The following is a 23,520-nucleotide window of genomic DNA, read 5'->3' on the forward strand; positions in this document are numbered from 1 at the left end:
ATGTTTACAGGAATAATTGAAGAAACAGGCACAATTGAGTCCATGAAAAAGGCAGGCCTTTCTATGGCCTTGACGATTAAGTGTTCACACATACTAGATGACGTAAAACTCGGCGACAGCATTGCGGTTAACGGCATTTGTCTCACCGTCACTGCGTTTACAAAAACTCAATTTACGGTCGATGTGATGCCGGAAACGGTAAAATCTACCTCCTTAAACGGTTTATCTAAAGGAAGCAAAGTCAATCTGGAAAGAGCGATGGCGGCAAACGGGCGTTTCGGCGGACATTTTGTTTCCGGACATGTGGACGGAACGGCGGAAATCACGCGAATCGAAGAAAAAAGCAACGCTGTATATTATGATCTGAAGATGGACCCTTCTTTAACGAAGACCCTTGTATTAAAAGGCTCCATTACTGTTGACGGCGTCAGTTTAACAATTTTTGGATTGACGGAAGACCAAGTGACAGTGTCGATTATCCCGCATACCATCAGCGAGACGATTTTTTCAACAAAGGCGATTGGCAGCACGGTGAATATCGAATGCGATATGATCGGAAAATATATGTACCGCTTTTTACACAAAGCTGATCAAAAAAAGAATGACCAATCCATTACAAAAGCGTTCTTAAGCGAGAATGGTTTTTAGAGAGGAAGATTAACATGTTTCATCCGATAGAAGAAGCATTAGACGCTTTAAAAAAGGGCGAAGTCATTATTGTAGTAGATGATGAAGACAGAGAAAACGAAGGTGATTTTGTGGCGCTCGCCGAGCATGCCACACCGGAAGTGATTAATTTCATGGCAACCCACGGGAGAGGGCTGATCTGCACGCCATTGGAAGAAGACATCGCCAATAAACTTGATCTTCACCCGATGGTTGACCATAATACAGATTCACACCATACAGCCTTTACGGTAAGCATTGACCACCGTCTTACAAAAACGGGAATCAGCGCGCAGGAAAGATCCCTTACTGTTAAAGCGCTCCTTGACAGCCAAGCGGTTCCGACTGACTTTCAGCGCCCTGGCCACATTTTTCCCTTAATCGCGAAAAAGGGCGGCGTGCTCAAAAGAGCGGGTCACACAGAAGCAGCGGTTGATTTAGCAAAAGCCTGCGGTTCACAAGGAGCAGGCGTCATTTGCGAAATTATGAATGAAGACGGAACAATGGCGAGAGTGCCCGAACTGATTGAAATTGCCAAGCAGCATCAGCTGAAAATGATTACAATCAAGGCGTTGATCGAGTACCGCTACAACTTAACAACACTTGTAGAGCGGGAAGTGCAAATCAGTCTGCCAACAGATTTCGGCACATTTAAAGTATACGGGTATACAAACGAAATAGACGGCAAAGAGCACGTGGCGCTCGTTATGGGAGAAGAGCCGTTTGATGAAGAGCCTGTGCTGGTCAGGGTGCATTCTGAATGTCTCACAGGCGACGTGTTTGCGTCACACCGGTGTGATTGCGGTCCGCAGCTTCATGCAGCGCTTGCGCAGATTTCTGAAGCGGGACGCGGCGTTCTGCTATACCTGCGCCAAGAAGGACGGGGAATCGGCTTAATCAATAAATTAAAAGCGTACAAGCTTCAGGAAGAGGGCTATGATACAGTCGAAGCCAACGAAGCGCTCGGCTTCTTGCCTGACTTGCGCAACTATGGTATCGGTGCGCAAATATTACGCGATCTGGGTGTCCGTGAAATGAAATTGCTGACAAATAACCCTCGGAAAATTGCCGGGCTTGAAGGCTATGGCTTGCGCATTGCTGAAAGAGTGCCATTGCAAATGGATGCAAAAGAACATAATAAAAAATATTTGGAAACAAAAATGGATAAACTAGGACATTTACTTCATTTCTAAAACAAACTCACAAAAAAGGATGGGAATCATATGAATATTATACAAGGAAATTTAGTTGGCACAGGTCTTAAAATCGGAATCGTCGTAGGAAGATTTAATGATTTTATCACAAGCAAGCTGTTAAGCGGTGCGGAGGACACTTTACTGAGACACGGAGTAGATACAAATGATATCGATGTGGCTTGGGTGCCGGGTGCATTTGAAATTCCGTTTGCAGCAAAAAAAATGGCGGAAACAAAAAAATATGATGCGATTATCACACTCGGAACCGTTATCCGGGGCGCTACGACTCATTATGATTATGTTTGCAACGAAGCCGCCAAAGGCATCGCGCAAGCAGGAAATACAACAGGAGTGCCGGTCATTTTTGGAATTGTCACTACGGAGACCATCGAGCAGGCGATTGAACGCGCCGGGACAAAAGCAGGGAATAAAGGTTCTGATTGCGCCGTATCTGCCATAGAAATGGCAAATTTAAACCGCTCATTTGAATAATTTGTTGAAAAGAGTTTAAAAACATGGCGAAAATGATATAATGTGAGAAAGCGGATCACCTTTATTCATCCGTTTGACAGACAAGACTGGATATTTTGGATATAGAGGGGTTTTTATGTTAATTCGTTATAAGAAATCGTTTGAAAAGATTGCGATGGGGCTTCTTTCATTCATGCCGAATGAAAAAGATCTTAAGCAGCTTCAGCAGACAATTAAGGCCTACGAAACGGATACTGACCGCCAGCTCTTTCTCTGGAAAGAGGATGAGGACATTGTCGGAGCAATCGGAGTCGAAAAAAAAGATTCTGAAGTCGAAATCCGGCATATCAGTGTAAATCCTTCTCATCGCCATCAAGGAATCGGAAAACAAATGATGGATGCTTTAAAGCATTTGTTTAAAACACAAGTACTGGTTCCGAATGAATTAACGCAGAGCTTTTTTGAACGCTGTCAACATCAAAAAGATCAAGACATCACATATAATAATTAAGCAGAGGCTACAGTGTTAGCCTCTGCTTTTTTTTCTGCGTTCGATTTCTTGTTCTCGTTCTAGAATGACATCTGTCCGGTCACGCAAGCGGTGTTTATTTACAAGATAGGTATCGGTAAGTACGCTGGGCTGACCCCATGTGTAAGACTTGCGCTGACACTGCTTGCGGCAAGCTTCTGCCAAGTGCTTGTCCTTCATCGGCAACATGATGCTCTCGTATGAAGCTCCCGTGTTGATCCGTTCATACAATGACTGCATGAGCTCCATTAAGCGTGGATAGTCAAGCCCAAGAGCTTCCACCGCCTGCTTTTCTGCCTGGAAAATGCGGATGCTGTTTGCAAGTAGGCGCTTTGCCCCGCGCATATTAGCCCTCCGCTGATGATACAAGGCAACGGCAAGCTGAATAAACCCTACCCAATATTGCTTCCGTTCTTCCGGAGGGTCTTCTTTCCAGTATTCTTCTAATATTTCATGGCACTCAAAATAATCGCGTGTAGCGTGAAATTCAATGAGGAAATCAATATATGCTTTTGGATACAAGGCGCTTCCCCCTTTCTCTCTCCTCAGTGTACCATAGGAAAAATAAAAGGAAAAAGGAGCGTCCTCACTCGAACGCTCATAGTCCTGTGTTCTAGCAAATCCAGGCAGCTCCTACGATAATCAGCAAAATGAACAAGACGACAATTAATGCAAAGCTGCCGCTGAATCCTTTTTCTCCCATGGACATTCAGCCTCCCTTTCTTCTTTATACATGGGTATCTTATGTGTATTCGCCTTCTTGTGTATAGGCGATTATCTTATCTTTCAGTATTTTCTGTACAAATTGTTTGGAAATCACATAATAAATAGTATTGGACGAGAGCTTTTGGGTGGCTTATACTAAAGGGTAGCCAGTTTTTCCGGCAATGAAAGTGATACTGAAAATGGTGAGATGATGTTAGAATATCAAGTGAAAATTGATTCGTTTGAAGGGCCTTTGGACCTGCTGCTTCATTTAATAAACCGTCTTGAAATTGACATATATGATATACCTGTGGCAAAAATCACTGAACAATATTTATTATATGTACATACGATGCGCGAGCTTGAGCTTGATATTGCCAGCGAATATTTAGTCATGGCCGCAACACTGCTCAGCATCAAAAGCAGGATGCTGCTTCCGAAACAAGAGGAAGAGCTGTTTGAAGATGAATTACTTGAAGAAGAAGATCCGCGTGAGGAACTGATTGAAAAGCTAATTGAGTATAGAAAATACAAAGATGCGGCGAAAGATTTAAAGGAACGGGAAGAAGAGAGACAAAAATCCTTTACAAAACCGCCGAGTGACTTGAGCGAATATGCAAAAGAAGTGAAACAAACAGAACAAAAGCTGTCAGTTACCGTTTATGATATGCTCGGCGCTTTTCAAAAAGTGTTAAACCGAAAAAAAATAGCAAGGCCGACGGAAACGACCATTACAAGACAAGAAATACCGATAGAAGACAGAATGAACGAAATAATGAAAAGCTTGAAAACAACCGGAACGAGAATCAATTTTATGGCGCTTTTTCCGTATGAACAAAAAGAACACTTAGTCGTTACTTTTTTAGCAGTTCTCGAGCTGATGAAAAATCAGCTGATCCTGATTGAACAGGAGCAAAATTTTTCAGATATTTACATTACGGGGAGTGAATCCATTCATGGAGCTTGACATCGTGAAATGGAAAGCAATAGTAGAAGCCCTGCTGTATGCGGCGGGTGATGAAGGACTGACTAAAAAGCAGCTGTTGACTGTGCTTGATATAGAGGAAGCAGAGCTGCAAGATATTATGGCGGACGTGGCCGGCGAATATCGTAAGGACGATAGAGGAATCGAATTAATTGAATTTGCGGATACGTATATGCTTTCTACTAAGAAAGAGTTTGCGGCGTATTTAAAAAAACTTATCGAGGTACCGTCAAAAGGCCTTTCTCAAGCTTCTCTGGAAGTATTGGCGATTGTATCGTATAAACAGCCGATTACAAGAGCGGAGATTGAAGATATCAGAGGTGTGAAATCAGAACGGATTCTGCACAGCCTAGTCTCAAAGGCGCTTTTATGTGAAGTCGGACGGGCCGATGGTCCCGGGCGTGCGATTTTGTACGGCACAACGGCGACTTTTTTGGAACAGTTCGGCTTGAAAACGCTGGACGAACTTCCTCCGCTGCCAGAAAATGCGGAAGAAGACGTGTTCCAAGAAGAAGCTGATTTGTTTTTTGAAAACTTTAACCAAACATTCGAGGATATAAAATAGAAGATTATTTTTGCTTTTTCATCATACGATAGTAAAGAAAAGGCCAGTGATGAAAGAAGCAGAACAAGATGCACAAAGATATGAGGGGAAGGTAACGAACGGAATGGGAAATTCGATGGTGAAAACCCAGACTAAGGAAACCGGCGAATTCTTATCAAAGGTTGTCACAACCGTCAACAATTATTTAAATCAAACCACTTTATCATCTATGCAGGCCGATTTGCCTCTTGAGGAGGAGTATTGCCGAGATGTGCTCAGTACGCTGAGAAGGATGTCAGTATTTTGTGAAGGAGGCGCTGAAGCATGCCGCCTGCTTCTTCAGCATGAGCCATTTCAGGATAAAAGAGCGGAAAACACGCTGTACAAAGTGTATCATCAGTGTATTGAAGAATTTTTTATGCCGAAAAAAGATACATGGTTTGAAAATAGCCGGGCAGCTTACACCGGCAATAGCGCGATCCAATTTTATCAGGCTGTGCCTGCCTCTCTGCATGAACTATTGACGGCTCTCAGCCCCGACTTCCTGCATATGCGGGAAGAATTGGCGCACTATGAAACGTCAGGATCAAACATGGCGAAAATCAGATAAGATGAACTCTCCCTTAAAGGGGGAGTTTTTTTATTGCTGAAAAGGGCCTGACAAACAATTGGTATTCATAACTGGTGGACATGCGCATAAACTTGTACAAACCACAACAAGGACGTGAGCAAACATGCGCTTTCTGAAAAAAGCTGCCGTAATCATTCTGGTCACTGCTTTTCTACTCACCTTTATTAAAGAGCATAAAGCATATGCAGCAATAAATGTCAGCGCAAAAAGCGCTATTGTCATTGACGGTGCGTCAGGCAGAGTGTTATTTGCTAAAGACGAGCACGAAAAACGGCGAATTGCGAGCATAACAAAGATCATGACGGCCGTTCTCGCCATAGAATCAGGAAAAATGGAAGAGACTGTGACAGTGTCGGCAAACGCGGTCAGAACGGAAGGTTCAGCGATCTATTTAAAAGAAGGACAAAAGGTAAAGCTAAAAGATCTTGTATATGGGCTGATGCTGCGTTCAGGCAATGATGCGGCTGCGGCTATTGCCGAACATGTCGGAGGAAGCCTAGACGGATTTGTGTATATGATGAACCAAAAAGCTGAGCAGATCGGCATGGAAAATACACGTTTTCAAAACCCTCACGGACTGGATGACCATGAGAATCATTACTCAACAGCCTATGACATGGCGATTTTAACTAAATACGCCATGAAGCTGAAAGACTATCAAACCATTTCAGGCACTAAAGTGTATAAAGCGGAAACGATGGAAAGCGTATGGAAGAATAAAAACAAGCTTCTGACAGGACTTTACCAATACAGCACAGGCGGTAAAACAGGCTATACGAAGCTTGCGAAACGGACGCTGGTCTCGACTGCATCAAAAGACGGCACAGACTTAATTGCAGTCACCATTAATGACCCTAACGATTGGGATGATCATATGAATATGTTTGAGTATGTATTTAACCATTATAAAACCTACATTGTCGCAAAAAAAGGAGACATTCCAAAGCTCAAAGAAACCTTTTATGGCAGCCGTGCCTTTATAAAACGGGATGTTACTTATTTACTCGATGAAGATGAAAAAGACGAAGTGAAAATTAATACAACCCTGCTCAAGCCGAAAAAAGCATGGAAAAAGGATCGCTCTGCCATTCCTGACGTTGTCGGACAAATGACGGTCACCATTAATGACGAAACCATTGCGAAATTGCCGATCTATTATGAAAATGAACGGAATAAAAAACCGAAAAAACGCTTCTTTGAAACCTTCAAAGCAATCTTCTCGAATGCGGCTGGCGGGTCAGAATGGTCAATTTAATTTGGGTTGGCTTAACTGTGATCGGGCTTGTGTTCGCAATGTGCAACGGGACCCTTCAAGAGGTGAATGAAGCTGTTTTTAAAGGGGCGAAAGAGGCCGTTACGATCTCACTTGGGCTCATGAGCGTCCTTGTCTTCTGGCTCGGCTTGATGAAGATAGCTGAACAGTCGGGGCTGCTTGATATCTTCAGCCGTATGTGCAGGCCGTTTATATCAAAGCTGTTTCCAGATATTCCGCCGGATCATCCCGCAATGGGCTACATCTTATCAAATCTTATGGCCAACTTTTTCGGTCTGGGCAATGCGGCGACACCGCTTGGGATTAAAGCGATGGAACAAATGAAAAAGCTGAATGGCAACCGTTCTGAAGCAAGCCGCTCAATGATCACGTTTCTGGCCGTTAATACATCGAGTATTACGCTCATTCCGACAACAGTGATTGCAGTCCGAATGGCTTATTCTTCAAAGTCGCCGACTGATATTGTCGGCCCCACTATTTTGGCGACTCTTATCTCAGGCATCGGCGCCATCCTGATCGACCGTTATTTTTATTATCGCCGGAAAAAGAAGGGGAGATGAGCGGATGGAAATCATCAATTGGCTGTCTTTGGCAATGATTCCGATTATTATTGCCGGAATTCTTCTTTACGGAACCTTCAAGAACGTTCCGACATATGAATCTTTCGTAGAAGGCGGAAAAGAAGGAATAGAGATTGCGTTTTCCATTATTCCGTATTTAGTCGGGATGCTTGTCGCTATTACCGTTTTTCGGGCTTCAGGCGCGCTCGATTTTTTTATGGGGCTTTTAAAACCCGTCTTCTCCGCCCTTGGCATGCCCGCTGAGGTAGTGCCGCTCGCTTTGATCCGTCCAATTTCAGGAACGGCGGCACTCGGCATGACAACAGATTTAATTGCCGTTTACGGGCCGGATTCCTTTATCGGCAGGCTCGCGTCGGTCATGCAAGGCTCGACCGATACGACACTTTACGTTTTAACTGTTTATTTTGGGGCGGTTGGAATTAAAAAAATGGGTGATGCTTTAAAGGTAGGACTTCTCGCTGATTTGATCGGAGTAGTTGCATCCATCATCATCGTTACGTTATTATTTGGAAGCGCCTGAAAATGGCGCTTTTTTGTTTCGAAACAGTAAGCTCCTGAAAAAGCTTGTTTGTTCAGGTTGAAAAAAGTAAGATAATACTTGAGGTGAAAGACATGGAAAGACTGCAAAAAGTTATTGCTCACGCCGGAGTTGCGTCACGCAGAAAGGCAGAAGAGCTGATTAAAGAAGGAAAAGTAAAGGTGAACGGCAAAATTATAACAGAACTGGGTGTAAAGGTGACCGGTTCTGATCAAATTGAAGTAAATGGGATGAAGATAGAACGCGAAGAGCCTGTATATTTTCTGCTCTACAAGCCGCGAGGCGTCATTTCGGCTGCTGACGATGATAAAGGGCGAAAAGTGGTAACTGACTTTTTTAAAGAAATTCCGCAGCGCATTTATCCGATCGGACGCCTTGACTATGATACAAGCGGATTATTGCTTTTAACGAATGACGGCGATTTTGCCAACAAGCTTATGCATCCTAAGTATCAAATTGATAAAACATACGTGGCGAAGGTAAAAGGAATTCCGTCAAAAGAGCTGGTCAGAAAACTCGAACGGGGCGTACAGCTGGAAGAAGGCAAAACAGCGCCCGCCAAAGCGAAGCTGCTCTCTTTAGATAAGAGAAAACAGACAAGCATTATTCAGCTGACCATTCATGAAGGCAGAAACAGACAAGTTCGCCGCATGTTTGAAGCAATCGGCCATGAGGTGCTGAAGCTGAAGAGGGAAGAATACGCATTTTTAGACCTGCGCGGACTTCATACCGGAGATGCGAGGGAACTGACGCCGCATGAGGTAAAAAGACTCAGAGCTTTGGCTGAACACGGTAAAAACGCTTTCTAATTTTCACATAACCTTCAAAAAAAACAAATGTGAATAGAATTGGCAATGGTATAATGAAATGGTATGCAATAGGGGAAGGGGGCTGTGCAATGAAGAAAAAAAGGCGTTTATTCATTCGGACCGGCATCCTTCTCATATTAATCTGTGCGCTGGGATATACGATTTACAATGCCGTATTTGCAGACAAAGAAAGTATATCTGAAGGGTCCCAAGCACCGAATTTTGTGCTGAAAGATGCGGAAGGGAACCGTATTGAACTGAATGGGTTGAAAGGCAAAGGCGTTTTTTTGAATTTCTGGGGAACATGGTGTGAACCGTGCAAAAAAGAGTTTCCCTATATGGCGAACCAATACAAACACTTTAAAGACCAAGGAGTCGAAATTGTTGCAGTGAATGTAGGCGAGTCAAGATTAGCAGTACATAATTTTATGAATTCCTACGGAGTCAATTTTCCAGTTGTGCTGGATAGTGACAGACAAGTGCTTAATGCGTATGGCGTGAGTCCGATCCCAACAACATTTTTAATTAATCCGGAGGGGAAAATTGTCAAGGTGGTGACCGGCACAATGACAGAAAGCATGATTCATGATTATATGAATCTGATTAAGCCCGGGGAGTCTTCAGGATGAAGCGGGTAAAATGCGAGTGCGGACATATCAACCCGATCGGAACCGTCTTATGTGAATCGTGCGGCAGAACGCTTCAAGAAAAACAGCCGGCGCTTGCTGATATGAGGTATGACGGCAGTGCCAGGCGCTCCCAAACCTATAACAAAACCATCATCGATAAAATTTGGAACTTCTTTTCTTCGGTCAAGGTAGGGATATGGCTTATCATCATTACACTGGCTGCCTCTGCATTCGGCACCATTTTTCCGCAGGAAGCCTACTTGCCTCCAGGGGCACAAGCTGATACATATTATAAAGATCAATACGGCACATTCGGCCATATCTATTATCTGTTAGGCCTTCATCACCTTTACGGGTCTTGGTGGTATTTGCTTCTGATCGCTTCCATTGGCATCTCTCTTGTGATTTGCAGTCTTGATCGAGTCATCCCGCTTTACAGGGCGTTGAAGAACCAAGGTGTCAAACGGAATCCTGTCTTTTTGAGAAGGCAGCGGCTGTTCAGCCAATCAGAGACAGAGCTGACAGGACAAACAAAGGAAAAAATCATCACTCATTTAAAAAAGAAGCGTTATAGAATAAGAGAAAAAGAGGGAAGTCTTTTAGCTGAAAAAGGCCGTTTTTCCAGATGGGGTCCATATGTCAACCATATCGGTCTGATTATCTTTCTCATCGGCGCGATGCTGAGATTTGTCCCCGGAATGTACGTTGACGAAACTCTGTGGGTTCGTGAAGGCGAGACAGCGGTGATCCCGGGAACTGACGGCGAATATTATTTGAAAAACAATCAATTCAGTGTGGAAACCTACAACAGCAAAAATGAAAAAAAAGTCTTTGCGGACGCTATTGACCGGGTCGGAAACGGAAAAGTCGCCAAAAGCTTTCAGACAAAGGCAGAGCTTTTCAAACGCGAAGGCAAGATTGTTTACGGAGAAAAACCGAAGCTGAAGAAAATAAAAGAGGACAACATCATTGTCAATGAACCTCTGCGTTTTGATTCCTATTCGGTTTATCAAGTAGACTATAAAGAGAATCAGCTCGATCAGATGGTGTTTCAGCTGATTGATAAAAAAACCGAAAAATCCTTTGGAAGTATTAAGATTAATCTTCTGGATCCAGATGCGGACTATGATCTTGGTAACGGTTACAAGGTTGAAGTGGCAAGCTACCTGCCGGATTTTTATTTTAATAAAGATGGAGAGCCGAGCACCAAAACAAAAATCCCTAACAATCCTGCATTTGTCTTTAATATGATTACACCAGACAAGCCAAAAGGTGAAAAAAGCTTCGTGGCGATCCAGGAGACGATAGAAGGATCAGACAGCAACAAATATAAAATGAAATTTGATCATGTCGAAACGAAAAACATCTCCGGTCTTACCGTCAGAAAAGATTTGACGCTTTGGGTGCTTGCTTTAGGCGGAGCTATTTTTATGATCGGTGTTATTCAGGGCATGTACTGGCAGCATCGGAGAATCTGGCTGCACACGCAGGATGGTAAGGTGCTTATAGCCGGGCATACCAACAAAAACTGGTACGGACTTAAGCAGGATTTGAAATATGTCCTGACTGATACAGGGCTGGCTGAGCCGGCAGATCAAAAAGAATTAATGAAATCGCAGGAATAGTTATAAAAAGGGAGTGTTGTAATGGCGGAGCTGAGCGGAAATTTTCTTTATGCGGCCTTTCTTGTATATTTAATAGCCGTCGCGTTTTTCGGCGGGGCTATTCGCGGTAAAAGAGGCAGGAAGGACGGTAAAAACCGTTGGGCGGCGATCGGAATTGCCCTTTCTTGTATCGGGTTTGTTTGCCATCTTGGATATTTCATCACAAGGTGGGCTGCGAGCGGTCACGCGCCTGTCAGCAATTTGTTTGAATTCACCACGGCCTTTGGCATGATGCTGGTTCTTGCCTTTATCATTATTTATTTTATTTATAAGCTGCCTTCATTAGGGCTGTTTACGCTGCCGATCGCTTTGCTTCTCATTGCATATGCGAGCATGTTTCCGACAGATATTTCGCCATTAATTCCTTCATTGCAGAGTAATTGGCTGTATATTCACGTCACAACCGCTGCGCTTGGGCAGGCTATACTTGCGATCAGCTTTGTTGCGGGCGTTATTTTTCTGCTGAAAGATGTGGATCAGACAAAGCCGGGCAAAAAAACCTTTTGGCTGGAAATGATCATGTTTATACTGGTGGCAACCATCGCGTTTATTGCTGTCACTTCAGCATTCCGCTTCGCAGATTACAAAGCGGAATTCAATTGGGTTGATAAAAACAAGGAAAAAAGCGTAATGGTGTATGAAATGCCTGCACTTGTCGGACCGCATCAAGGCGAGCTGGTGACAAACGGCAAAATGGAGCCATTCATAGAACTTCCGGCAATCTTTTCAGGCAGAAAAGTAAATACAGTCATCTGGTCATTTGGCGCCGGGCTTCTCCTATATGGCGCGTTGCGTCTAATCATCAGAAAAAGGATCAGTGCGTTTTTACAGCCGCTGGTGAAAAGTGCGAATCTTGATCTGGTGGATGAAGTCGGATACAGAGCTGTTTCCATCGGATTTCCCGTCTTTACACTTGGGGCGCTAATCTTTGCGATGATTTGGGCTCAGCTCGCTTGGACAAGATTTTGGGGCTGGGACCCGAAGGAAGTATGGGCGCTGATTACGTTTTTGTTCTACGCCGCTTATTTGCATTTAAGGCTTTCGAGAGGATGGCATGGCGAGAAATCAGCATGGCTTGCCGTCATCGGGTTTGCTATCATTATGTTCAACTTAATTTTCGTGAATCTTGTGCTTGCCGGACTGCACTCCTACGCATAAGTTCCTAAAAACCTATTCAGTTCTCAATCTTTCACAGGTTTTGATAAAATGAAAGTAACAGAAGGAAAGCAGGGGGAAAACGATGGATCAATCTAAAGAAACAAAAATATTAGTAGTAGATGACGAAGCCAGAATTCGCCGCCTTTTAAAAATGTATCTTGAACGGGAAGAATATGAAATTGAGGAAGCGGAAAACGGAGACGAAGCAATCGTTAAAGGGCTTGAAACCGATTACGATCTGATCTTACTCGATTTAATGATGCCAGGCACAGACGGAATCGAAGTCTGCCGCCAAATTCGGGAAAAAAAGGCTACACCGATCATTATGCTGACGGCAAAAGGCGAAGAAGCAAACCGCGTGCAGGGCTTTGAAGCGGGAACAGATGACTATATCGTCAAGCCTTTCAGCCCAAGGGAAGTTGTGCTGCGTGTAAAAGCGCTGCTGCGCAGAGCATCACAAACATCTTACTTCAATGCAAATACGACAACGAAGGATGTGCTCGTGTTCTCGCATCTCTCCATTGATCATGACGCCCACCGCGTGACCGCCGATGGAACTGAAGTGAGCTTAACCCCAAAAGAGTATGAGCTTCTTTACTTCTTGGCGAAAACGCCGGACAAAGTCTATGACAGGGAAAAGCTTCTGAAAGAAGTATGGCAGTATGAATTTTTCGGAGACCTCAGAACGGTCGATACACATGTCAAACGGCTGCGGGAAAAACTGAACAAAGTATCACCGGGCGCGGCAAAGAAAATCGTTACAGTTTGGGGCGTCGGCTATAAATTTGAGGTAGGCGCTGAATGAAATTTTGGAAAAGCGTAGTAGGCAAGCTATGGTTCACAATCCTTTCGCTTGTTCTGATCGTTTTATTTATCTTAACGGTCCTGCTGCTGGAATTTATCGAAAATTATCACGTAGAAGAAGCGGAAAATGACTTAACCCAGCTCGCCAACAAAGTAGCGGTTATTTTAGAAAACCATGAGGATCAAGCGCTGGCCAGATCCATCACATGGGAGCTGGCAGATAACTTAACAAGCATTGCGATTGTACAGGATGAGAAGAAACACTGGTATTCGCCTAATGATAAAAATCAATTATCCTCGATTACGCTGGAACAAATTAAGCGTGACCCGGAGTTAGACAAGGCGCTGTCGAACTACCAAAAAGTGAGTAAACGCACCGGAGTCAACGACACTAATACGAATAATGAGCGGCTCGTCGTCGGAGTCCCTTATGAAAAAGACGGAAAAAAAGGGATGGTATTTTTATCGCAGTCTCTTTTAGCTGTGAAGGATACGACAAAACACACAACCCGCTATATTTTTCTGGCTGCAGGCATTGCGATCGTGCTGACAACATTTTTCGCCTTCTTTCTGTCAAGCCGGGTAACCTATCCGCTTCGAAAAATGAGGGAAGGTGCTCAGGATCTGGCGAAAGGAAAGTTTGACACAAAGATTCCGATTCTGACGCATGACGAAATCGGTGAGCTTGCGACTGCCTTTAATCAAATGGGGAGACAGCTCAACTTCCATATTAACGCGCTGAATCAGGAAAAAGAACAGCTTTCCAACATATTGAGCAGTATGGCCGACGGGGTCATTACAATTAATATAGACGGAACAATTCTGGTCACAAACCCGCCGGCGGAGCGTTTTCTGCAAGCGTGGTATTATGAGCAGAACATGAATGTACAGGCAGACGATCACCTTCCGCCGGAGGCAAAAGAACTGTTCCAAAACACGGTCAATACAGAAAAAGAACAAATGATCGAAATGACGCTGCAAGGGCGGTCGTGGGTGCTTTTAATGTCGCCGCTTTACGCGCAGTCTCATGTGCGGGGCGCCGTTGCCGTGCTGCGGGACATGACGGAAGAGCGCCGGCTTGATAAATTGCGGGAAGATTTTATCGCCAATGTGAGCCATGAGCTCAGAACGCCGATCTCTATGCTTCAAGGCTATAGTGAGGCCATCGTTGACGATATCGCAAGCTCAGAGGATGACCGGAAAGAAATTGCGCAGATCATTTACGACGAGTCATTACGAATGGGCCGTCTTGTCAATGATTTGCTGGATTTAGCGAGAATGGAATCCGGCCATACCGCATTACATTACGTAAAAGTAAATCTCGATGAATTTTTAGAAAAGATCTTCAGAAAATTTTCCGGAGTTGCAAAAGAGAAAAACATCTCTTTAACGGACGACATATCACTTAATGAAACAGAGTTTGCATTCGATGAGGACAAAATGGAGCAGGTATTTACAAATTTAATTGACAATGCGCTGCGTCATACTCAATCGGGCGGAACCGTCCATATTGCGGTCCAATCTGTCAAAGACGGATTGAAAATTGACGTGAAGGACTCTGGTTCAGGAATACCGGAAGAAGATTTGCCGTTTATCTTCGAGCGTTTCTACAAAGCGGATAAAGCACGTACAAGGGGCCGAGCGGGCACAGGGCTCGGACTTGCGATTGTGAAAAATATCGTAGAAGCACACAATGGCTCCATCACAGTGCACAGCCGTATTGATAAAGGAACGACATTTACGTTTTACATTCCGACAAAACCGTTGGATGAAGTCCAAATTTGACGAAGAATCTTGTTCCATACGAAACACCCGCTGTTTATGCGGGTGTTTTTTTCCTTTTACGCTTACAAAATTTAAGAATAAGTTAATATAAATTCCCTTCCAAATTCCAGTTTCTCGTAATATAGTTGTAATGTAACTTTTCTACCTATTCTTACGACAAAAAAGTGAACGGAGGGGTTTCCCATGGAAGAAACCTTTCAGATATTGTATGATACATATCATCAAGATTTGTACCAATTCTTATTTTATATGGTAAAAGACAAAAGCCAAGCAGAGGACCTTCTTCAAGAGGTTTATATCCGTGTGCTGAATTCATATCATACATTTGAAGGAAGAAGCAGTAAAAAAACATGGCTGCTGTCAATAGCCCGCCATGTCGCAATTGATTGGTTCCGCAAGCAGCAGACGATCAGACAGCGGATTATGGGGACATTTGATTGGGATACACAGGATGTCAGAGATCAGCATTTGCTTCCGGATGAACTCGCCGTTCAGCATGAAAATGTCCGGGAAATCTATGCCGCGCTGGATCAATGCACGATAGATCAAAGAGCTGTTATTATCTTAAGATTTATTCAAGGATATTCTATTCAGGAAACAGCCAAAGCTCTGCGCTTCTCGGAAAGTAAAGTGAAAACGACCCAGCACAGGGCGCTCAAAGTACTTCGTAAACATATGGAGCTTTTGAGGGAGGAGCTAATGGATGATGAAGTCAGATTGGAACGAAGAACGGATAAAGGAGTTGTTAAATCAACTTCCCAAAGTTAAAGACCAACGCTCGGCAAACGACATTTACGAGTGTCTTCTGAAGGCAAAGCATAAGAAAAAACTGCCTGTAAGCTGGATTGGTCCCGCAGTTGCAACAGCGATTGTAGTATATATTGCTTTCATTATTTCTCCTCATTTATTTCCCAAATCACAGTTTGACAACAAAGGAACGGCTGATGACAGTGCTGCCGCTGAAATGAAGCTGGCAGACAGCCAAAAATCAGAAGCAGCCCGCATTCAAAAAACGTTTGTTGTTTCTGACAAAGATCAAAACAAGTACATAACCGTAGCATTTGCCAATGCAAAAACGTCCACGATCATACCCGTAAGCATCGAAAAAACAAACTCAGGCGAAAACATTCAGGACATGCTGTTTGCCTACGACCACTCAGATTTATTTGATACCGGCATATCTGTCCCATCATTTATTGATGACGTGAAAGTCACGGAAAATCAGAAGGAGCTGTTGATACAGGTCAAACAACAAATCACGGTCGATTCTTCTAAAGAGGCAAAGTTATTGGAAAAAATGCTGAACGAAACAATGAAATGGAGCCCCTATGACCGCATCAAATTCACGACAGACCAAGGCGATTCAGGTGCAGACATAGGATCCTACGGCACTTTAACGGAACTTCCCGTTCACAAACAGACCCAAAGGGGTTACTATGCCTATCAGGATGAAGAAGGGCATTATTTCCTCGTCCCTTCTGAAAAAACCTATCATAATATAAGTGACGCAATAAAAGGAATGGAAAACAGCAGCAATTCAGATATCAGACCTATTATTAAAAGCGGAACGGTCAAATCTGTAACAGAAAAAAATGATTCCTTATTGATATATTTCTCAGAAAAGTCGGTTGTTGAGAATTCGATAAGCAGTATTTTAATGCTTGAAGGATTGCTTTTGACAGCGAAAGATTTTGGTTATACCAAAGTGACCTTTAAAAATACGAAAACACATCAGGTTGGGAAGTATGATGTAACAGAACCCGTATCGGTTCCGTCTGCTCCAAATCCGATTCATATAAATTAAGACAAAGAACTCTTTTCGGGCAGTAAGGGAAGAGTTCTTTTTTATGCGGACAGCCGCCGGTTTTTGAAAAGGGACTGCCGCTTTCGCCTTGTAAGTGTTATATAATAATAAGACGATTGAAGAAAGGGCTGAAAGTCTATGAATACATTAACAATCAAAAATGTTTCAATAGGGGAAGGGATTCCTAAGATTATTATTCCTTTAATGGGGACGACAGAAAAACAAATTCTTCAAGAATCAGAAGCTATAAAAGCCTTAAAGCCGGACATTGTGGAATGGCGAGTGGATGTGTACCAAAAGGCTGAAGATTTAGAAGCGGTAAAAGACATGATTTCAAAGCTTAGAAAGACGTTGGCAGACACCCTTTTTCTTTTTACATTCCGAAGTCATAAAGAGGGCGGCAGCTTACAAGTTGAAGATCGTTACTATGCGCAACTGCTGGAAATGGCTATTCGTACAAAAAAAATTGATCTGGCGGACGTTGAACTGTTTTCAGGACAAGCAAAAGCACTAGTTGCGTGTGCGGAAGAAAATGGTGTGTATGTCGTGATGTCTAATCATGATTTTCGCAAAACACCAGCAAAAGAAGAAATCATTTCACGTTTGCGCCAAATGCAAGAGTACGGAGCTCATATCCCTAAAATCGCGGTAATGCCGAATAGCGCTGAAGATGTATTGACTCTGCTCGATGCCACGCTCACTATGAGAACAAAATATGCAGATCGTCCAATCATTACAATGTCAATGGCGGCAACAGGACTTGTCAGCCGTCTTGCAGGAGAAGTTTTTGGTTCAGCCTGCACATTTGGTTCAGGAGAAGAAGCATCTGCACCAGGACAGATCCCAGTCCAAGAATTGAGAAGTGTTTTAGACATTTTACATAAAAACACGTAATGATCAAAAAAACTCAAGCCTTCAATGGCTTGAGTTTTTTGTGTATTGATTAAGGAAGATCAATCAGTTTGACAGAAACAATGTCTGGAACGTCTGATAGTTCATTAACAACCTTTTCTTCTAAATGTCTGTCAAAGGAGAGCATCATAATAGCTTCTCCACCTTTTTCTTTACGGCCAACCTGCATTGTGGCGATATTGATATCATTATCGCCGAGAATACGTCCAACGCGGCCGATAACACCGGTTGTATCTTGATGCTGGATGTATACCAGATGTCCTGTTGGGTAAAAGTCAATATTAAATCCGTTTAATTCAACAATACGCTCTCCGAAATGAGGGATATACGTAGCTGTGACTGTAAATGTGCTGCGGTCTCCCGTAACTTTAACGCTGATGCAGTTATCGTAACCAGTCTCATTAGATGAAATTTTCTCGCTGAAGCTGATTCCGCGTTCCTTAGCAACTCCGCCGGCATTTACCTCGTTGACGGTTGAATCAACGCGCGGTTTTAAAAAGCCTGACAGCAAACTTTTAGTGATAAACGATGTTTCAAGTTTCGAAATGGTTCCTTCGTATTGAATCGCCACATCTTTTACAGGTTCCTTCATACATTGTGAAACGAGGCTTCCGATTTTATCTGCGATTTGGTGGTAAGGCTGAATTTTTTTGAACTCATCCTTTGTCATCGCCGGCAGGTTGATCGCTGACATAACAGGAAGGCCTTTTGCAAACTGCAATACCTCTTCAGATACCTGAGCTGCAACATTCAGCTGGGCTTCTTTTGTTGATGCACCCAAGTGAGGAGTGGCAATTACTAAAGGATGATCAGGAAGCTTTGATTCAACAGGCGGTTCAACCTCGAATACATCAAGTGCCGCACCTGCGACATGGCCGTTTTCCAAAGCTTCTAAAAGCGCAGCTTCATCAATAATGCCGCCTCTTGCACAGTTAATCAGGCGAACACCCTTTTTCGTTTTCGCAATGGTTTCTTTGTTCAGTAAGCCCTTTGTTTCTTTCGTTAAAGGCGTATGAACTGTGATAATATCCGCGCTTTCGAGAACTTCCTCAAATGTACGGCTGTTTACACCGATTTTTTTTGCTCTGTCTTCTGTTAAGAAAGGATCAAATACGTGCACGGTCATACCGAAGGCTCTCGCACGCTGTGCAATTTCGCTTCCGATTCTGCCCAATCCTACGATTCCAAGTGTTTTTCCGTAAAGCTCAGAACCGACATAAGCTGTGCGATTCCACTCTCTGGATTTCACAGAAATATTGGCCTGAGGAATGTGTCTCATTAAAGAAGAAATCATCGCAAATGTATGCTCTGCCGTGGAAATGGTGTTTCCGTTCGGAGCATTAATGACGATTACCCCATGCTTTGTGGCCTCATCAATGTCAATGTTGTCGACACCGACGCCGGCTCTGCCGACAATTTTTAAGGAAGTCATTTTTTTGAAAAGGTCTTCCGTTACTTTTGTCGCGCTGCGCACCAAAAGAGCATCAAAAGTATGTAATTCATCTTCTGCTTCTGTCACGTTTTTCTGAACAATTTCAATAAAGTCTGATTCAATTAGCGGTTGTAAGCCGTCGTTGCTCATTTTGTCTGAGACCAATACTCGAAACATCGTAAGATTTCCTCCTAAATTTACTAACATAAATATCTGATAATTTATCATATTCTTAATAGAGTGTCAACGTGTATTGCCGCAGTAAAGGGCGAAAGTAAAGCTTATAAATGCGCTGTTTTATCACACAAAAGAGCATAAATATTTATTTAAAAATAAAGATTTTGAGCTCTTATCTATACATTACGATTTATATCATTTATAATGTGAATAAATTCATATGATCAATCTTCGGGGCAGGGTGTAATTCCCTACCGGCGGTGATGAGTATAATGTGCTCTAAGCCCGCGAGCTGTTTTTACAGCAGGATTCGGTGTGATTCCGAAGCCGACAGTATAGTCTGGATGGGAGAAGATGGAGGTTCAGCAGCGTTTTGAAATAAGATTTTCAAACGTTTCTTTGCCGAGTCCAAATCTAAACCCCGCTTATCTTAAAGCGGTTTTTTTATTGGGCTGGACAGAACGAACCTTTCCACTTTTCGAGAGATATGATCGAAAAGGAGAGAGCTCAAAATGAAAGTGAAAAAATTAGTGGTTATCAGTATGCTTAGCAGCATCGCGTTTGTATTAATGCTGTTAAATTTCCCGTTTCCGGGTCTTCCTGATTATTTAAAAATTGATTTCAGTGATGTACCTGCCATTATCGCCATTCTTCTATACGGACCGGCAGCGGGCATTGCCGTTGAAGGGATAAAAAATGTTCTTCAATATATGATTCAGGGAAGCATGGCCGGCGTACCTGTGGGGCAGGTTGCAAACTTTATCGCAGGAACGCTGTTTATTCTGCCGACTGCTTTCTTATTTAAAAAGTTAAATTCGGCAAAAGGACTGGCTGTGAGCCTGCTTGCGGGAACTGCGGCTATGACGGTCTTAATGAGTATTTTAAATTATGTTCTCATTCTACCTGCTTACACATGGTTTTTACATTCGCCGGCATTATCAGACAGCGCTTTGAAAACAGCGGTTGTCGCGGGAATATTGCCGTTTAATATCGTAAAAGGGATCATTATTACGATCGTCTTCACTTTAATCTTTACGAAGCTTAAGCCTTGGATTGAACAGCAAAGAAACCTTCAAACCATTGATTCATAAAAAATGCGCCAGGTCTGTTAACAGACCTGGCGCAACATATTAAAAAAGCTCCCAATGACAGGGAGCTTTTTCTATTCGAACTTAAGCGGGTCGCCTTCGAACGGCTCATCCGCAACTTTGATGGAATCAGTCGGGCATCCTTCAAATGCATCAATCATATCCTCTTCAAGCACATCCGGAACTTCTACAACACCTTTATTTTCATCAAGCGTGACGAATGCAATGCCCTCATCATCATAATCATAAATGTCTGGTGCAGCAGCACCGCAAGCTCCGCATGCAATGCACGTATCTTTGTCTACAATTGTGTACTTTGCCATAAAAATAAACCTCCCAGATTGTTCTTATTGGAACAAATGGATTAATCTTTTATATTTTTTTAATATAACACCTATTCCCTTTACCTATTGTAATGATGTTGATGCTACATTTCAACAGAAAAATGAATGAGAATGCTTATCACATAAGGGGTTATCTACATAACCTCCCCTTGAATGTCGACTTTAAACATCGATTTATCTTTAAAATCTGTTAAAATAAAAAGAAGAAAACATCGATTTTTGTCAGAAAGAATGTGGGTGAGGCAGTTGTCATTAAATTACTTCGATATTATGGTACTTGACTGTCTGGAAAAAATAGATGCAGAACGGTCTCAAAGCGCTGTTTTTCATTTGTTAAAAGGAAAAAGATCGTCCCAAACGATACAAGATGCCGGATTATTTCAGATCGCAAAATATTTTGGAATGGTTCCGGACTGTTCAAGGAGTGACATCACAGCATCACTGAAAAAGCTTAAACAGCTCTCATTCGTGAAAGCGATGAATGAAACAGATACATACAGGGTGACAGCAGAGGGAACACAAGAATTGAAGCGGGCGCTTTTTGCCAGACCTTGGCCCGCCCATTGCCACGGGGCTTATCACCAGCAGGCTGCCAAAATATTTTGGAAAAGGTTATCCCTTCTTGTTCAGGTTTTATCAAATAAGCAGCATTATTGCCAGCGATATACACCCATTACAAAAGACACTCAAATTTTGCAATGGGTGAAACGCTATTTGCGCCGCCATCCCGACCATAACGCCCTTAGTGCCAGCGTGTGGGGCATGATAACAGCACATTTGAACAAACTCGGTGAAAAACAGGCATTTATCTTTGTGTACTCATTAACTTCATATGAAAGAATAGGTTATACAAACAGACAGCTTGCCGATTCACTTCGTGAGGATGAGCGTTATGTTTATATTCTGTTTTGGGGTGCTGTACATTATTTTATTCAATCTATCCCGCATTGTGAACATTCTGTTTTAGCGGATCTTCTTTCTGATACGGTGCTTGAGAGCGCCCTTACACAGTCGGCAAGAAAAACGCTGCATCTGGTTCAAAAAGGTTTTCCGATTGAACGGATAGCGGATATAAGAAACCTGAAAACAGCGACAATTGAAGATCATATTGTGGAAATTTCTTTGCATCAGCCCTCATTTTTTATTGAACAGTATATTTCTAAAGAGGAGCAGCGGCGAATTGTTGAGTTTGCAAAGAATATGCAGACCAATAAAATGAAACGAATTCGGGAAGGGTTGCATCAGCAGTTTAGCTACTTTCAAATTAGACTGGCACTGGCAAAAACGGTGAGTCAATATGAATAAATTACAACAAGCTTTATATCAAAATTTTGGTTTTCATACCTTTAAAAAAGGGCAAGAGGAAATCATCCAAAGTGTACTGAATGGAAAAGATACGATTGCTATGCTGCCGACTGGCGGAGGGAAATCGCTCTGCTATCAGCTGCCGGGGTATTTGCTGGACGGAATGGTTCTTATCATTTCACCTTTGCTTTCTTTAATGGAAGACCAGGTACAGCAGCTGAAAGCGCTGGGAGAAAAACGGGCAGCCGCTCTCAACAGCATGCTGAGCCGGAATGAGAGAAATACTATTTTGGAGAACATTGGACGATATAAATTTTTATATTTATCCCCCGAGGCTCTTCAGTCAGATTACGTTTTAGACAGGCTGAAAAGAGTGCCGATCAGTCTTTTCGTTATTGACGAAGCCCACTGTATATCCGAATGGGGCCATGATTTCAGACCGGATTATTCGAAGCTCGGACTGCTCAGGAAGACACTTGGCCATCCGCCGGTGCTTGCGCTGACGGCTACAGCCACAAAGAATACTTTGCTAGATGTCATGAATTTGCTTGACCTGCAGCATGCTGACCGCCATCTCTATTCAGTGAATCGCCCCAATATTGCTTTAAAGGTTGAAAATGCGGCGGATACTGCCGAAAAAATATACAGGACGGTTCAGCTCGTCGAACAGCTTCAGGGTCCTGGTATTGTATATTGTCCGACAAGGAAGTGGGCTGAAGAATTATCTGCTGAAATCAAAGCGAAAACAAACAGCAGAGCGGATTTTTACCACGGCGGAATGGAGTCCGGTGACAGAATTTTAATACAGCAGCAATTTATCAATCATCAGCTTGACGTGATTTGCAGTACGAACGCTTTTGGAATGGGCGTAGATAAAGCGGACATAAGATATGTTATTCATTTTCATCAGCCTCAGACTGCTGAAGCCTTTATGCAGGAGATCGGCAGAGCAGGGCGGGACGGAAAGCCGAGCGTCAGCATTTTGTTAAGAGCGCCGGGAGATATTGAGCTGCAGCAGCAAATCATCCAGATGGAATATTTGGCTGATCATGAAATCAGTTCGATCTTAAGCATATTGACAGCAACTGAAGAGCGGGATGAAAAAAAACTGCGGGAACTCCTAATCAGCCATGGCGTTTCAGAGACTCAGGCCCGTACCATCATCCACCTTTTTTTAAGCGGAAAGACGTCTATAGAGCTTATGACTCAGGAATTGTCGCACCGCATGGAATTGAAGCTGGATAAAATGTATCATCTTTCTGCATTGCTGGAACAAAAAAGCTGTTTAAGGGAGTCGCTGCTTTCTTATTTTTCCGAAGCTTACAAGCCTGATCATACGAAAAATCAATGCTGCAGCCACTGCGGTATCGATCTTACCGCCTATGAACAAAAAGGAGAAGGTAACAAAATGGAACCGTTTGACAACTGGCAATCAGAATTGAATCGAATATTCGGCCTGCAGTCTGAAGGTGAGCTGTGCTGAAACAACA

26 protein-coding genes and 1 riboswitch are annotated in these 23,520 nt (G+C 43.1%); of the genes, 22 read left to right on the forward strand and 4 right to left on the reverse strand.

Translation table 11 applies throughout. From position 1 onward, the window contains the following. The 4 genes from ribE to ribT all read left to right on the forward strand — a co-directional run bounded on the left by ribE (window position 1) and on the right by ribT (window position 2,844). Entirely contained in the window at window positions 1-648 is a 648-nt protein-coding gene (gene ribE / locus GXP75_RS13725; RefSeq protein WP_004429667.1) for a riboflavin synthase, read from the forward strand. A gap of 14 nt (window positions 649-662) precedes the next feature. After that, window positions 663-1,859, forward strand: coding sequence for a bifunctional 3,4-dihydroxy-2-butanone-4-phosphate synthase/GTP cyclohydrolase II (locus GXP75_RS13730; RefSeq protein ID WP_106044222.1), 1,197 nt, complete (start codon window positions 663-665; stop codon window positions 1,857-1,859). 30 nt (window positions 1,860-1,889) lie between these two features. Then, window positions 1,890-2,354, forward strand: a complete 465-nt coding sequence (gene ribH / locus GXP75_RS13735; protein WP_004429671.1) for a 6,7-dimethyl-8-ribityllumazine synthase — start codon at window positions 1,890-1,892, stop codon at window positions 2,352-2,354. Window positions 2,355-2,469: 115 nt separating this feature from the next. Beyond that, entirely contained in the window at window positions 2,470-2,844 is a 375-nt protein-coding gene (gene ribT / locus GXP75_RS13740) for a GNAT family N-acetyltransferase RibT (RefSeq protein WP_004429673.1), read from the forward strand. Window positions 2,845-2,859: 15 nt separating this feature from the next. On the opposite strand, the gene GXP75_RS13745 is transcribed toward ribT, so the two are convergent. Further along, complete coding sequence (locus GXP75_RS13745) at window positions 2,860-3,384, reverse strand: DUF309 domain-containing protein (RefSeq protein ID WP_214918690.1); 525 nt, start codon at window positions 3,382-3,384, stop codon at window positions 2,860-2,862. A gap of 91 nt (window positions 3,385-3,475) precedes the next feature. Further along, the gene (locus GXP75_RS13750; RefSeq protein WP_072053263.1) at window positions 3,476-3,571 is read right to left on the reverse strand and encodes a YjcZ family sporulation protein; all 96 of its coding nucleotides are present in this window, start codon (window positions 3,569-3,571) and stop codon (window positions 3,476-3,478) included. A gap of 207 nt (window positions 3,572-3,778) precedes the next feature. Between GXP75_RS13750 and GXP75_RS13755 the strand changes: the two genes are divergently transcribed. The 15 genes from GXP75_RS13755 to aroD all read left to right on the forward strand — a co-directional run bounded on the left by GXP75_RS13755 (window position 3,779) and on the right by aroD (window position 17,666). Continuing rightward, a complete protein-coding gene (locus GXP75_RS13755) occupies window positions 3,779-4,534 on the forward strand; it encodes a segregation/condensation protein A (protein WP_004429676.1) in 756 nt (251 codons plus the stop codon). Further along, complete coding sequence (gene scpB, locus GXP75_RS13760; protein WP_061572939.1) at window positions 4,524-5,117, forward strand: SMC-Scp complex subunit ScpB; 594 nt, start codon at window positions 4,524-4,526, stop codon at window positions 5,115-5,117. The genes GXP75_RS13755 and scpB overlap by 11 nt, the downstream gene beginning before the upstream one ends. A 49-nt stretch (window positions 5,118-5,166) precedes the next feature. Further along, window positions 5,167-5,706: a YpuI family protein gene (locus GXP75_RS13765; protein WP_242557029.1), complete on the forward strand. Its 540-nt coding sequence runs from the start codon at window positions 5,167-5,169 to the stop codon at window positions 5,704-5,706. A 124-nt stretch (window positions 5,707-5,830) separates the two neighbouring features. Further along, the gene (locus GXP75_RS13770) at window positions 5,831-6,982 is read left to right on the forward strand and encodes a D-alanyl-D-alanine carboxypeptidase family protein (RefSeq protein ID WP_242557030.1); all 1,152 of its coding nucleotides are present in this window, start codon (window positions 5,831-5,833) and stop codon (window positions 6,980-6,982) included. Then, window positions 6,970-7,560, forward strand: a complete 591-nt coding sequence (spmA, locus tag GXP75_RS13775; protein ID WP_004429683.1) for a spore maturation protein SpmA — start codon at window positions 6,970-6,972, stop codon at window positions 7,558-7,560. The genes GXP75_RS13770 and spmA overlap by 13 nt, the downstream gene beginning before the upstream one ends. A gap of 4 nt (window positions 7,561-7,564) precedes the next feature. Then, window positions 7,565-8,101: a spore maturation protein SpmB gene (spmB, locus tag GXP75_RS13780; RefSeq protein WP_004429687.1), complete on the forward strand. Its 537-nt coding sequence runs from the start codon at window positions 7,565-7,567 to the stop codon at window positions 8,099-8,101. 92 nt (window positions 8,102-8,193) lie between these two features. Further along, window positions 8,194-8,928, forward strand: a complete 735-nt coding sequence (gene rluB, locus GXP75_RS13785) for a 23S rRNA pseudouridine(2605) synthase RluB (protein ID WP_004429689.1) — start codon at window positions 8,194-8,196, stop codon at window positions 8,926-8,928. Window positions 8,929-9,017: 89 nt separating this feature from the next. Then, window positions 9,018-9,557, forward strand: a complete 540-nt coding sequence (gene resA, locus GXP75_RS13790) for a thiol-disulfide oxidoreductase ResA (RefSeq protein WP_004429691.1) — start codon at window positions 9,018-9,020, stop codon at window positions 9,555-9,557. Beyond that, window positions 9,554-11,182 carry a cytochrome c biogenesis protein ResB gene (gene resB / locus GXP75_RS13795; protein ID WP_242557031.1) on the forward strand — a complete coding sequence of 543 codons (1,629 nt, stop codon included), beginning with the start codon at window positions 9,554-9,556 and terminating at the stop codon, window positions 11,180-11,182. The genes resA and resB overlap by 4 nt, the downstream gene beginning before the upstream one ends. Before the next feature lie 21 nt (window positions 11,183-11,203). Next, window positions 11,204-12,379: a c-type cytochrome biogenesis protein CcsB gene (gene ccsB / locus GXP75_RS13800; protein WP_106044227.1), complete on the forward strand. Its 1,176-nt coding sequence runs from the start codon at window positions 11,204-11,206 to the stop codon at window positions 12,377-12,379. Between the two features lie 82 nt (window positions 12,380-12,461). Continuing rightward, on the forward strand, window positions 12,462-13,184 hold the full coding sequence (resD, locus tag GXP75_RS13805; protein WP_004429698.1) for a DNA-binding response regulator ResD: 723 nt from the start codon (window positions 12,462-12,464) through the stop codon (window positions 13,182-13,184). Continuing rightward, window positions 13,181-14,968, forward strand: a complete 1,788-nt coding sequence (locus tag GXP75_RS13810; RefSeq protein WP_004429699.1) for an ATP-binding protein — start codon at window positions 13,181-13,183, stop codon at window positions 14,966-14,968. Before resD ends, GXP75_RS13810 begins: the two co-directional genes overlap by 4 nt. A gap of 183 nt (window positions 14,969-15,151) precedes the next feature. Further along, the gene (gene sigX / locus GXP75_RS13815) at window positions 15,152-15,736 is read left to right on the forward strand and encodes an RNA polymerase sigma factor SigX (protein WP_061572944.1); all 585 of its coding nucleotides are present in this window, start codon (window positions 15,152-15,154) and stop codon (window positions 15,734-15,736) included. After that, entirely contained in the window at window positions 15,672-16,772 is a 1,101-nt protein-coding gene (locus GXP75_RS13820; protein ID WP_106044228.1) for a sigma-X negative effector, read from the forward strand. The genes sigX and GXP75_RS13820 overlap by 65 nt, the downstream gene beginning before the upstream one ends. Window positions 16,773-16,910: 138 nt before the next feature. Next, window positions 16,911-17,666 carry a type I 3-dehydroquinate dehydratase gene (aroD, locus tag GXP75_RS13825; protein WP_242557032.1) on the forward strand — a complete coding sequence of 252 codons (756 nt, stop codon included), beginning with the start codon at window positions 16,911-16,913 and terminating at the stop codon, window positions 17,664-17,666. Between the two features lie 49 nt (window positions 17,667-17,715). On the opposite strand, the gene serA is transcribed toward aroD, so the two are convergent. After that, window positions 17,716-19,293 carry a phosphoglycerate dehydrogenase gene (serA, locus tag GXP75_RS13830; protein ID WP_061572947.1) on the reverse strand — a complete coding sequence of 526 codons (1,578 nt, stop codon included), beginning with the start codon at window positions 19,291-19,293 and terminating at the stop codon, window positions 17,716-17,718. Between the two features lie 223 nt (window positions 19,294-19,516). Next, window positions 19,517-19,653, forward strand: a riboswitch (FMN riboswitch). A 152-nt stretch (window positions 19,654-19,805) separates the two neighbouring features. Here serA and fmnP point away from each other — a divergent pair. Continuing rightward, window positions 19,806-20,384, forward strand: a complete 579-nt coding sequence (gene fmnP, locus GXP75_RS13835) for a riboflavin transporter FmnP (RefSeq protein WP_088117487.1) — start codon at window positions 19,806-19,808, stop codon at window positions 20,382-20,384. Window positions 20,385-20,455: 71 nt separating this feature from the next. Here the strand turns inward: fmnP and GXP75_RS13840 are convergent, their stop codons facing one another. Continuing rightward, entirely contained in the window at window positions 20,456-20,704 is a 249-nt protein-coding gene (locus tag GXP75_RS13840; protein WP_004429710.1) for a ferredoxin, read from the reverse strand. Window positions 20,705-20,971: 267 nt separating this feature from the next. On the opposite strand from GXP75_RS13840, the gene GXP75_RS13845 reads away from it, so the two are divergent. Both GXP75_RS13845 and GXP75_RS13850 read left to right on the forward strand, forming a co-directional pair. Continuing rightward, complete coding sequence (locus GXP75_RS13845; RefSeq protein ID WP_242557161.1) at window positions 20,972-22,030, forward strand: YpbB family protein; 1,059 nt, start codon at window positions 20,972-20,974, stop codon at window positions 22,028-22,030. Next, window positions 22,023-23,513, forward strand: a complete 1,491-nt coding sequence (locus GXP75_RS13850; RefSeq protein WP_242557033.1) for a RecQ family ATP-dependent DNA helicase — start codon at window positions 22,023-22,025, stop codon at window positions 23,511-23,513. Before GXP75_RS13845 ends, GXP75_RS13850 begins: the two co-directional genes overlap by 8 nt. Window positions 23,514-23,520: the final 7 nt, after the last annotated feature.

The sequence above is a fragment of the Bacillus sp. HU-1818 genome (assembly GCF_022695965.1).
Taxonomy (GTDB): domain Bacteria; phylum Bacillota; class Bacilli; order Bacillales; family Bacillaceae; genus Bacillus; species Bacillus atrophaeus.